Raw genomic sequence first — 11,554 nt, 5'->3', positions numbered from 1 at the left:
GTTCGAGGATGCAGAAAGGGCTCCTCTTCACAAAGATCCTTCGAAGACTTGCAGTCTTCTCTGGATCTTTGCTCCAGAGGGCCCTTTCTCCCGCATCCTCTCGCACCCTTTAGTCGGGTTCGGTCTGGCAGCTTTCCTGTCACTTCACAAGTCTCCGACGCAGTCTTTCAGACTGCTCTGGTGACTTGCTCCAGTGAAGGAAAGCTAATCGCCAGCCCTCACACCCTATAGTCGGGTTCGAGGATGCAGAAAGGGCTCCTCTTCGCAAAAGTCCGTCGAAGGCTTTCAGCCTTCTCAGGCCTTTTACTCCAGAGTTCCCTTTCTCCCGCATCCTCTCACACCCTTGTTTTACCCGGCGTAATAGCCGTAGAGGGCCATGGCGGTGGCGAAGACGACGGAGCCGATGATGGCGATGAGGCCGATCCAGATTAAGATTTGGCCACGACGTTTTTTCTTCTTTTTGTTATCGTACATTTTAGATTTTGGCATGTGCTGTGGCATAAGAAACCTCGCTTTCTCTTGTAAGCTGTACGCTTTTTATTATAGCATAGGGATATATGAATTGCTTAAGGAATATTTTTTCACAAAAACTAAATATTATGGAGATGGAGTGTGAATGAGATGAGTGAAGAAGCAACACGTGTATTAATTATTGAAGATGAAAAGAATTTAGCCCGTTTCATTGAATTGGAGCTGAAGTTCGAGGGCTATGAAGTGGAAACTTGCTACAATGGCCGGACGGGACTCAAGGCCGCTCTTGAAGAAGACTGGGATATTATCCTGCTCGACCTCATGCTCCCAGAAATTAATGGGGTGGAAGTCTGCCGCCGCCTGCGCCATGAGAAGACGACACCAGTGATTATGATGACTGCCCGCGATTCTATTATTGACCGGGTGTCTGGCCTGGACCAAGGTGCCGATGACTATATTGTTAAACCTTTTGCGATTGAAGAACTCCTGGCACGGATGCGGGCCTTGCTTCGTCGCATTAATATTGCAGAGAGTGAATTCCAAGTGAAACAAACCAAGCTGACCTTTAAGGATATCACGGTCGAAAAAGAAAATCGGATTGTTCACCGAGGGGATGATATCATCGACTTGACCAAGCGGGAATACGAGCTCTTAGTCACCTTGATGGAGAACGTTAATGTGGTTCTTTCTCGCCAGGAATTACTCAATAAGGTCTGGAATTATGACACTGAGATTGAAACCAATGTCGTGGATGTTTATATCCGTTACTTGCGCAATAAGATTGACCGCAAAGACCAACCTTCCTATATTCAAACGGTGCGCGGAACAGGCTATGTGATGAGGACTGAACAATGAAATTAGATAATCAACCTGATAACCAAGAGAAGAAAAAGCGGATTTCACTTTTTTGGAAATGGGGGCTTTGCCTATCAGGGATTATCTGGCTCATTGCCATGCTGGTACCAATAGCGATTGTGATCTTGAGTCCGGGAGAATTAGTGGTCTCGCTCACTTTTATCGCTTTCTTCCTCCTCTTTGCTTCAGGGGTGGCAGGTTTCTTAACGGCGTCTTGGATGCTCCAGCCTATCCGCGATATTAAATTCACCCTGGACCGGATCTCCTTTAAGAGCATTGCCGATACCCGGGTGATCATCCGCGATAGCCAGGATGAGCTGACGGATATTTCCCTGGGGATTAACCAGCTCTTAGACCGGATGACCCATTATATCGACCAGCAGGTGCATTTTGTTGAGGATGCTTCTCACGAATTGCGGACCCCGGTGGCGATTGTCCAGGGACACTTGAAGATGCTCAACCGCTGGGGCAAGGATGATCCCGAAGTTTTACAGGAATCCATCCAATCAGCTCTGAGTGAGATTGAGCGCATGCGGGTTTTGGTCCAAGAGATGCTCGACCTGTCGCGGGCTGGCCAAGTGGAGATCCACTACCAAGATGAGGCGGTTGATGCCGGTATGGTGGTGGAAGAGTCTTATGAGAACTTCAAGATGCTCCACCCTGACTTCACCTTCATCTTGAATAATGAGCTCTCTAAGCCTTATTATGTGGCGATTAACCGCCACCATTTAGAGCAGTGCCTCATTATCTTATTGGACAACGCCGTCAAGTATTCCACCGATACTCCCTTGATTCATATTACGGTATCTACGGATGTGATCCGCTATGTGGAAATTGCCATCCAGGATTTTGGCGAAGGGCTTTCTCAGGAAGACCAGGATAAGATTTTTAACCGTTTCTACCGGGTGGACAAGGCTCGGTCTAGGGAAAGAGGTGGCAATGGTCTCGGCCTTCCCATTGCCCGTCAGCTGATCGAGGGTTACAAGGGTCAGCTCTTCGTGGAATCTTCCTTGAATAGTGGTTCGGTCTTCCACATCCGCCTGCCCTTAGCTGAGGAAGTTGATGACAAGGTCCGGTCAGTGGAAGCGGACTCAGATACAGATTAAAAAAATGCCTTAAAGCAGGACAGAGTGTGCTGCTTTAAGGCATTTAATTTTGTTTTTGTGATAGCTGAGCATCCGTTCTGTTTTTGAATTTGGTCATTAAGCTACAGATGTTCAAGAACTGCTAGCGTCTATTGACGCTTTTGCTTGCCGGCATTCCGACCTTTTTTCGGACCCTTGTCAATTTGACGAGGGGCGTCGTCTTTGACGCTTTGGGTGACGTCTTTGGCTTGTGTGCTTGGACTCGATTTCACTTTAACCGGATTCTTCTTCATCTCTTCTTCAATGCGGGCTGTGATGCGTGGCCGGTAGATGAGATTGGTGTAGAGCGATTGGAGAACACCCCAGAGCGCTGATACAATGAAGTAGAGGGTCAGACCAGCAGGTGCACTGAAGACGATAAAGCCCATCATAATTGGCATCATAAACATCGACATCTTCATTTGAGCCCGTTGTTCTTCTGGGATCCCTTGAAGAGAAACCCAAGATTGCAGGGCATAGAGGGCAATTGTAATGATGGCGAAGAGTAGGCTTGGTTCGCCTAAAGGAATGCCAAAGAAGGTGTAAGCCTTGATGTCAGGGCTTGTTCGGATCGCCGCATAGAGGCCAGAGAAGATCGGTAATTGAATGAGGAGAGGCAGGCAGCCTTTCATCCCGCCTAGCATGGAGATGTTATTTTCTTTAAGAAATTCTTGCTGCTCCATAGCGAGGCGCATCCGCTCTTCGTCAGAGCTGGCATTCTTTTGCCGCTCTTGCATTTCTTTCATATAGGGTTGGAATTCTTTCATCCGGACCGAATGTTCCATAGTGGAGTTCAACTGGCGCATGGTGAGCGGTAGAAGAACCAGGCGTACCAGGATGGTCATGGTAATGATGGCTAGACCATAATTTCCATTAAAGATCTCAGCAAACCAGTTGAGTAAACGGTTGATCGGCATGGCGAACCAACGGAAGCCAAAGCCGTCCGGATTATTCGGGTTGGCACAGCCAGCTAGTAATAGGGTACTAGTCAGCGTCAGGGCAAGCAGTTTGGTCCGCTTGCCTGTCAATGATTTAAACAATATGTCACGTCCTTTAATCTTTGATAAAACTTACCCTATTATTCTATCGAAACTAGCTTATGATTTCAATAAAGCGTTTCAAAAGAATCTTTAAAGTCTAAGTCTTCCTCGGCTAGCAGGTCGACCTGGTCAATCCGCGCATAGGGATTGGCTTCTTCAAGGGCTTGGAGAAAATCCTTTCGGGTCTGGGCATCTGCTTGGAGGACCAGGCTGACACTGCCATCTGCCTCGTTCTTAACCGAGCCCCCTAAGTGCCACTGGCGGGCGAGTTGACTGCAGTGAAAACGGAAGCCGACCCCTTGGACCCGGCCTATGATACGAAGTTTACTGGTTAACATCTTGCAACCTCCTTTCCTTAATCATAGCATGCTTTGCGGGGCTGGGGGAATAGCTGGTAAAGAAATCTAACTTGTGGGAAAATTATTCCTAGCCCATAAGCTGCGTAAAAGCTGAAAATTGTATATAATATAGAGTGTATAATCGTCGAATCGATTAGTCGAGAAAGGATGTTGTCGGAAGTCAATGGCAAAAAGAAGAAGGAAAAAAACAAAAAAACGTACATTTAAAAATGAAGCGATTGCCCTTGGCGTGCTTGTGGTGACTTTATTTGGCATTTTCCGCTTAGGCTTTGTCGGCCGGCTCATTGCCCAGCTTATGCGCTTATTAGTGGGCGAGCTTTACTTGCCGGTCTTTGTTGGCCTGGCCTTAGCCATGGTCTGGCTGATTTTAACAGGTCAGGGCCCTAACTTGCGCAACCGCCTGTCCCAAGCCTGTCTCTGGCTCTTGCCTCTGCTGGCACTGATCTTACATTCTTGGTATTTTTCAGCCTTTGCGGATCAGGGCCAGTCTCTGATTAATGTGACCTGGTCTTTAGCGACGGAAGCCCTCCGCCAGGGTAGCTTCAGCCAGAGTTTGGGCGGGGGAATGCTTGGGGCCTTGCTTTACACGGTCTCTTATTTTACTCTGGGCCAAGTGGGGACCTATGTCCTGATCTTTATCGCCATCCTGGTCCTGCTCTGCTTTGTCATGAATATCTCCTGGCAGGAATTCTTGGAAGGCATCCAGATGCTCTGGACGGTCTTTTCAGACTGGTTCTCCAATTTCCTGGCAGACAGTAAGGAGAGCCTGCAGAAACAGTCAGAGAAGCGCCAGGCCAAGGCCAAGCAAAAAGCCAAGCAGCCGGAAGCTAAAGAAAAGAAGAACCGCATCCGGCCTAAAAAAGAAAGGACTGACCAAGAGGCCCAGCCTGCGCCAAGAGAGCCGGTAGAAATCGTCGGCCTATCCTCTTCCCAGTCTTCAGGAGGGAGCCGGGCTAAGTCGAGTCCGAGTCAACAAGAGGCTCCTGCTCAAGCTGCCGCGCCTGCCCAAAATATTCCCTTGAAATTTGAATACGATGAGGAAGAAGAGGAGGACCATGAAGACCTGGCCGACATGAAAATGGAAGCCGAGGAAGAGAATCCTAATTATCGCCTGCCTCAGCCTGATCTCTTGAATGATCGGGAAGAGACGGACCAGTCCGGCGAATACAGTGTGATCCAACACAATATTGAGAAGTTAGAGGAGACCTTCGAGAGCTTTAATGTCGATGCCAAGGTGGTCAAGGCTAACCTGGGACCAGCTGTGACCAAGTTTGAAATCCAGCCAGCTATCGGGACCAAGGTCAGCAAGATCACCAATCTTGCGGATGACATTGCCCTGGCTTTGGCGGCCAAGGATATCCGAATTGAAGCGCCTATTCCTGGCAAATCGGCCATTGGGATTGAGGTCCCTAACCAACAAGTCAGTCTAGTTGCCTTGCGTGATAGCTTGGAGAATGCTCCCAAGTCGCCCAAACTCTTGGAAGTTCCCTTGGGGCGGAGTATTGCGGGCTCCATCCAGATGGCTGACCTGGCCAAGATGCCCCACTTGCTGGTGGCAGGGTCTACGGGGTCAGGTAAATCGGTTTGTATTAACGGGATTATTATCTCTATCTTGATGAAGGCCAAACCTCATGAAGTGAAGTTAATGATGATCGATCCTAAGAAGGTGGAATTGAATGTTTACAATGGCATTCCCCATCTTTTAACCCCTGTTGTGACCAACCCTCGTAAGGCTGCCCAAGCCCTGAATAAGATTGTGGCAGAAATGGAAAGGCGCTATGAACTCTTTGCCGAAACAGGGGCCCGGAATATGAAGGGCTACAACCAACATATCCGTGAAAAGAATCGGGAAGAGGGGACGGACGATCCCTGCCTGCCTTATATAGTTGTCATCGTCGATGAATTGGCTGACCTGATGATGGTTGCCTCTAAGGAAGTGGAAGCCGCCATCATCCGTCTGGCTCAGATGGCCCGGGCAGCTGGTATCCATATGATTCTAGCCACCCAGAGACCTTCCGTTGACGTCATTACAGGGATCATCAAGGCCAATGTGCCTTCTCGGATCGCCTTTGCGGTCTCCAGTGGGACAGATTCGCGGACTATTATCGACCAGAATGGGGCCGAGAAGTTGCTAGGTCGCGGCGACATGCTCTTCATGCCGATGGGCGAGGGCAAGCCGATCCGTGTCCAAGGGGCCTTCATTGATGATGATGAAGTGGAACGCGTCGTTGACTTTGTGAAGTCCCAGCAAGAAGCAAATTATGTAGAAGCGATGATGCCCAGCGAAGCCAGTGAAGAGAATCCAGCTGATGAACTCGATGAGATCTGGCCTGACGCCATGGAATTTGTCAAGGGTCGGGATACCGTATCCACGTCTATGATGCAGCGCCGTTTCCGCATCGGCTACAACCGGGCCGCCCGCATCATTGATGATATGGAACAGCGGGGGATCATCGGACCGGCTAATGGGTCTAAGCCACGGGTTGTCAACATTTCCGATAACAGCGATGAGCCTTCACAAGCAAATTAAAGGAGAATTGAGAGATGAATTTACCTAATAAATTAACGATATTTCGGATTTTACTGATTCCCGTCTTCCTGCTCTTAGTGGAATTACCCTTGGATTGGGGGACCTGGCATGTCTTAGGCAGTGCGATCGACCCTCATTTGTTTTTAGCAGCCTTGGTTTTTATCTTTGCTAGCTTTACTGATTGGTTGGACGGCTATATTGCCCGCCGCGACCACTTAGTCACTAATTTCGGTAAGTTTGCGGACCCCATCGCTGATAAAATGCTCGTCGCGACGGCCTTGATTGAATTGGTGACTCTGGGTAAGGCCCCAGGTTGGGTGGTCAGCCTGATCCTCATGCGAGAACTAGCTGTTTCAGGCTTGCGTTTAATCCTAGTCCAAGAAGGGGAGGTCATGGCAGCTAAATTTATCGGCAAGGTTAAGACGATGACGCAAATGTTCGCTGTCATCTTCCTTTTGGTTGATGATGCGCCCTTTGCCTTCCTACCCTTCTCAATCGGTCAGGTCTTGCTCTACCTCGCCCTCTTCTTCACCCTCTATTCAGGCTTTGACTATTTCATTAAGAAAAAAAAAGTATTTAGTGATGGCCTCTAAGGGCTCAGCATAGAAAAAAGAAAAGTGATTAGGTCAAGCTCCTAGTCACTTTTTTATCAGGCAAGGACTTTTGGTCCAAGCTTTTTTAAAAAATTTGTTAGAATAAAAGTGAATTTTGGAAAAAATGGTCTATATATGAATAAGGAGGAAAGAAATGAAAGCTGAAATTATTGCGATTGGGACGGAAATTCTCATGGGGCAAATCTTGAACACTAATGCCCAATTTTTGGCCCAACAACTGACAGAACTGGGGGTGGGGCACTATATCCAAACGGCTATCGGCGACAATCCCGACCGCCTGGCAGCGGTCACCAAGCAGGCAGAAGAACGATCTGATATAATTATTTATTCAGGCGGCATCGGGCCCACCCGAGATGACCTGACCAAGCAGGCCCTGTCTGCCTATCTCGATGAGCCCTTGGTCTATGATGAGGAGAATTTAGACCGGGTCCGCCAAGACTTTAGCCGGCGTCAAGCGACCATGTCGGACTTGAACCAAGGCATGTCCCTCTATTTTAGCCGGGGGAAAAGTCTCAGAAATCCTGTGGGGCAGGCGGTGGGCACGGCCCTGGTCAAGGATGGCCGACTCTATATAGTCCTACCTGGCTTCCCTAAGGAGATGCGGGCCATGTTCCTTGAAGAGGGCAAGGCCTTGATCCAAGACTTCATAGCTGGAGAGAGCCGGCAGGTGCTGACTTCGCGCTACTTGAATTATTATGGACTGGGGGAGTCCCAGCTAGCCGAAAGCTTAGATGACCTGATTCAAAGCCAGGAAAATCCCACCATCGGAACTTATTCTAAGAATAATGTTCTGACCCTGCGCTTGACGGCTAGTGGCTCGGATGAAGGGACGACCCAGGGCCTCTTAGATACCCTCGAAGAAACAATTAACGACCGCGTTGGGGCTTACTATTATGGCCAAGGTCTGGACTATATGCCCAGCCAGGCCCTGGTCCAGACCCTCAAGACCAAGCAAAAAACAGTCTCTCTTGCTGAAAGTTTAACGGGTGGGATGGCGGCAGCTGCTATTGTTGACTGCCCAGGCGCTTCAGAAATTTTTGAAGGGGGCGTCGTGACTTATAGCCTCCAAGCCAAGCGCGATGTCCTAGGCGTCTCTACTGAAACATTGGACCAAGAAGGCATGGTAAGCCAGGCTTGCGCCAAGGAAATGGCAGAGCGATGCCGCCAGCTCTTTCAGACGGACTATGCCCTGAGCTTTACGGGGGTTGCTGGCCCCGACCAGATGGAAGGCCAGGATGTCGGAACGGTCTTTATTGGCATAGCCGGGCCCGACGACTGCCAAGTCCACCGCCTGCACTTATCAGGCCAGCGTGAGAACATCCGCCGGTCAGCAGTCCATGCCGCTTGCCTGGCCCTTATCCAAAAATTAAATTAGAACAACTGTTCGCTTTTTGCTTGCTATTTAAGCAGAAGCCCGCTACAATATAGCTAGAGTAAATGTACGACAAGGAGGAAGTACTGTGAGTAAATCCAACAACGATTCCAACCGTCAAAAAGCCCTTGACGAAGCCCTCAAAAAAATTGAAAGAAATTTTGGTAAGGGCGCCATTATGAAGTTAGGTGACACGGCCGACCAAAGAATATCAACGGTACCGTCTGGATCACTGACTCTCGATATCGCCTTAGGGGTTGGCGGTTATCCTCGGGGCCGGATTGTTGAAGTCTACGGTCCAGAATCTTCAGGTAAAACAACGGTGGCCCTTCATGCGGTCGCTGAAGTCCAAAAGCGGGGCGGCATTGCAGCCTTTATCGATGCGGAGAATGCCCTAGACCCTGAATATGCCAAGCACTTAGGGGTCAATATTGATGAATTGCTCCTGTCCCAGCCTGATACGGGTGAGCAAGGCTTAGAAATTGCCGATGCCTTGATTTCATCAGGGGCCATCGATATTGTAGTCGTTGACTCCGTCGCTGCCCTAGTGCCCCGGGCTGAAATTGAAGGGGAGATGGGGGATGCCCACGTGGGGTTGCAAGCCCGACTCATGTCGCAAGCCCTCCGTAAACTATCCGGGACTATTAACAAGACGAAGACCATTGCTATCTTTATCAACCAGATCCGTGAAAAGGTGGGCGTGATGTTCGGAAACCCTGAAACGACACCAGGTGGTCGGGCTCTGAAGTTCTATTCTACCGTCCGTTTAGAAGTTCGCCGCGGTGAACAATTGAAGGCGGCTGGAGAAGTAATCGGTAACCGGACCAAGATTAAGGTCGTTAAGAATAAGGTTGCCCCACCTTTCCGCGTGGCAGAGGTTGATATCATGTATGGCCAAGGGATTTCCCAAGCTGGCGAATTGGTTGACCTAGCCGCTGACTTGGATATTATCCAAAAATCAGGCTCTTGGTATTCCTATGGGGATGACCGGATCGGCCAAGGTCGCGAAAATGCCAAGAACTTCTTGAAGGAAAATCCTGATATCTTCCAAGCGGTGGACCAACAAGTCCGTGCCCACTATGGCTTTGGTGGTGAAGCCGCTGAGTCTGATTCAGAAGAAGAAGCTACTGGGCAAGCTGCTTTAGACGTGGACGATAAGGAAGACGACAAGGAATAAGGCCTGAGCTTAGGACTTGTTAGTCCTTTAAGCAGAAAATAATTATCGGCACTGCAAAGATTAAGCTTAGTCGCCAATAAACGATGTAACTTACAAAGAGACTGGGAGTTTTCCTGGTCTTTTTTGTGTTTAGTCATTGGTCTAAATGGTGGGCCCTTTAAAGAACAATTGACAGATTAGAAACAAAAATATACAATATATAATAGGTGTAAAAGTTTTTACACTGAGTAAAAATATTTAAAGTATTTAAGACTACAATTAAATAGAAACGGAGGTGAACTATGCAGTTTACAGGAATAGCCTTCGTTATCGTTGCTTTAATTGTTGGCCTTTTAGTCGGGAACTATGTTGGGGACAAGCGTCGCCAGGAACGGATGGAAGCCGAACTCGCTGAAGCTGAACGTTCAGCCCAGGATATTATCAACCGTGCCGAGCGTGATGCCAAATCCCAATATAAAGAAATGATTGTTGAAGCGAAGGAAGAAGCCCAAACTTATCGAACCGAAGCTGAGAAAGATTTAAAAGCTGATCGTGATGAACTTAAACAACGTGAAAATCGTTTGAACCAGCGGGAGGAAAGCATCACCCGCCGCGAAAACACGCTAGATAATAAAGAAGATCAGCTCAACTCCAAAGAACAATCCTTGCGTGACCGCATGACCAATCTTGAAGAAAAAGAAGCTCATGCGGACCAATTGATCCAAAAACGTGAAGAAGAAGTTCAAAGAGTATCAGGTTTAAGCCAAGAAGATGCGAAAAACTTGATTTTATCTGAAACAGAACGTGAATTGAGTAATGAAGTTGCGATTAAAATTCGTGATGCTGAACAAGAAGTTCGTGAAAAAGCTGATAAAATCGCTAAATCGATTATCCTTCAAGCCATTGAAACGAGTGGGGCGGACACTGTATCTGAAAGTTCAGTGACAGTTGTCCACTTACCTAATGACGATATGAAGGGCCGGATTATCGGTAAAGAAGGGCGGAACATTAAGACGCTAGAATCCTTAACGGGGATTGACTTAATTGTCGATGATACCCCTGAAGCTGTCGTCTTGAGTGGTTTCGACCCTGTGCGCCGAGAAATTGCTAAGATCGCGCTCGATGCCTTGATCGCGGATGGCCGGATCCACCCGGCCCGGATTGAGGAAGCGGTGGAAAAAGCCCGCAAAGAAATGGATACCCGTATCCGTACCATTGGGGAGGATACTGTCTTCGACCTCGGCATCCATGATATGCATCCGGACTTGATTAAGCTAGTGGGACGCTTGAATTATCGGACCAGTTATGGCCAAAGTGTCCTGGGCCACAGTATCGAAGTGGCTAAATTAGCGGGCACCCTGGCTGGTGAGCTGGGCTTGGATGAAGCCTGCGCCAAACGTGCTGGTCTCTTACATGATATCGGCAAGGCCGTGGACCATGAAATTGAAGGGACCCACGTTGAGATTGGGGTCGAACTGGCCCAGCGCTACCATGAAAATGACCTCGTGATCAATGCGATTGCAAGTCACCATGGGGATGTAGAAGCCATTTCACCAATTTCAGTGCTTGTCGCTGTTGCCGATGCGCTATCTGCTGCACGTCCAGGTGCCCGGTCAGAATCGCTTGAAAATTATATCCAACGCCTACGCAGCTTGGAAGACATTGCCAACCGTGCCGATGGTGTCAGCAAGTCCTATGCGATTCAAGCGGGACGTGAGATCCGCGTCATGGTCCAACCTGACCAGGTAGATGACCTCGAAGCAGTGAAACTCTCGCATGACTTAGCCAAGCAAATCGAAAAAGAACTTGACTATCCAGGTCAAATTAAAGTAACGGTAATCCGTGAAAAACGTGCTGTCGACTATGCACGTTAAGTCGTATTACCCCTATAATTTGCAGCAAAAAGAGCTTGGGATTTCCAAGCTCTTTTTCTTGTCCTCACTTGCTCCAGAGGTCCACTTCTACCCGCGCTCCCTCTCACCCTGTGTAGTCGGGTTCTACTTGGCAGACTCGGAGTGATTTCACAAGTCAGA

The 11,554-nt window shown here is 48.6% G+C and carries 10 protein-coding genes; 7 read left to right on the top strand and 3 right to left on the bottom strand.

Going from position 1 to position 11,554, the window contains the following annotated elements:
• Positions 1–348: 348 nt before the first annotated feature.
• On the bottom strand, positions 349–489 hold the full coding sequence (locus HMPREF3090_RS09740) for a hypothetical protein (protein WP_168140238.1): 141 nt from the start codon (positions 487–489) through the stop codon (positions 349–351).
• Between the two features lie 132 nt (positions 490–621).
• Here HMPREF3090_RS09740 and HMPREF3090_RS00475 point away from each other — a divergent pair, with 132 nt between their 5' ends.
• Both HMPREF3090_RS00475 and HMPREF3090_RS00470 read left to right on the top strand, forming a co-directional pair.
• Complete coding sequence (locus tag HMPREF3090_RS00475; protein WP_070485691.1) at positions 622–1,326, top strand: response regulator transcription factor; 705 nt, start codon at positions 622–624, stop codon at positions 1,324–1,326.
• A complete protein-coding gene (locus HMPREF3090_RS00470) occupies positions 1,323–2,432 on the top strand; it encodes a sensor histidine kinase (RefSeq protein ID WP_067972007.1) in 1,110 nt (369 codons plus the stop codon). Before HMPREF3090_RS00475 ends, HMPREF3090_RS00470 begins: the two co-directional genes overlap by 4 nt.
• A 128-nt stretch (positions 2,433–2,560) precedes the next feature.
• Here the strand turns inward: HMPREF3090_RS00470 and yidC are convergent, their stop codons facing one another.
• Together yidC and HMPREF3090_RS00460 are read right to left on the bottom strand one after the other, a co-directional pair.
• Positions 2,561–3,490: a membrane protein insertase YidC gene (gene yidC / locus HMPREF3090_RS00465; RefSeq protein WP_067972005.1), complete on the bottom strand. Its 930-nt coding sequence runs from the start codon at positions 3,488–3,490 to the stop codon at positions 2,561–2,563.
• Positions 3,491–3,555: 65 nt separating this feature from the next.
• Entirely contained in the window at positions 3,556–3,828 is a 273-nt protein-coding gene (locus tag HMPREF3090_RS00460; protein WP_067972003.1) for an acylphosphatase, read from the bottom strand.
• Between the two features lie 184 nt (positions 3,829–4,012).
• Here HMPREF3090_RS00460 and HMPREF3090_RS00455 point away from each other — a divergent pair, with 184 nt between their 5' ends.
• The 5 genes from HMPREF3090_RS00455 to rny all read left to right on the top strand — a co-directional run bounded on the left by HMPREF3090_RS00455 (position 4,013) and on the right by rny (position 11,395).
• The gene (locus HMPREF3090_RS00455; RefSeq protein WP_067972000.1) at positions 4,013–6,379 is read left to right on the top strand and encodes a DNA translocase FtsK; all 2,367 of its coding nucleotides are present in this window, start codon (positions 4,013–4,015) and stop codon (positions 6,377–6,379) included.
• A gap of 14 nt (positions 6,380–6,393) precedes the next feature.
• Positions 6,394–6,972: a CDP-diacylglycerol--glycerol-3-phosphate 3-phosphatidyltransferase gene (gene pgsA, locus HMPREF3090_RS00450; RefSeq protein ID WP_070485688.1), complete on the top strand. Its 579-nt coding sequence runs from the start codon at positions 6,394–6,396 to the stop codon at positions 6,970–6,972.
• A 154-nt stretch (positions 6,973–7,126) separates the two neighbouring features.
• Complete coding sequence (locus HMPREF3090_RS00445) at positions 7,127–8,368, top strand: competence/damage-inducible protein A (protein WP_067971992.1); 1,242 nt, start codon at positions 7,127–7,129, stop codon at positions 8,366–8,368.
• Positions 8,369–8,453: 85 nt separating this feature from the next.
• Positions 8,454–9,542, top strand: coding sequence for a recombinase RecA (gene recA / locus HMPREF3090_RS00440; protein WP_067971990.1), 1,089 nt, complete (start codon positions 8,454–8,456; stop codon positions 9,540–9,542).
• Positions 9,543–9,823: 281 nt separating this feature from the next.
• Positions 9,824–11,395, top strand: a complete 1,572-nt coding sequence (rny, locus tag HMPREF3090_RS00435; protein ID WP_067971987.1) for a ribonuclease Y — start codon at positions 9,824–9,826, stop codon at positions 11,393–11,395.
• Positions 11,396–11,554: the final 159 nt, after the last annotated feature.

This window comes from Aerococcus sp. HMSC23C02 (genome assembly GCF_001806805.1).
GTDB classification, from domain to species: Bacteria; Bacillota; Bacilli; order Lactobacillales; family Aerococcaceae; genus Aerococcus; species Aerococcus sanguinicola.
Note: the sequence above shows the minus strand (reverse complement) of the source record. Positions and strands in the feature narration are given on the sequence as shown.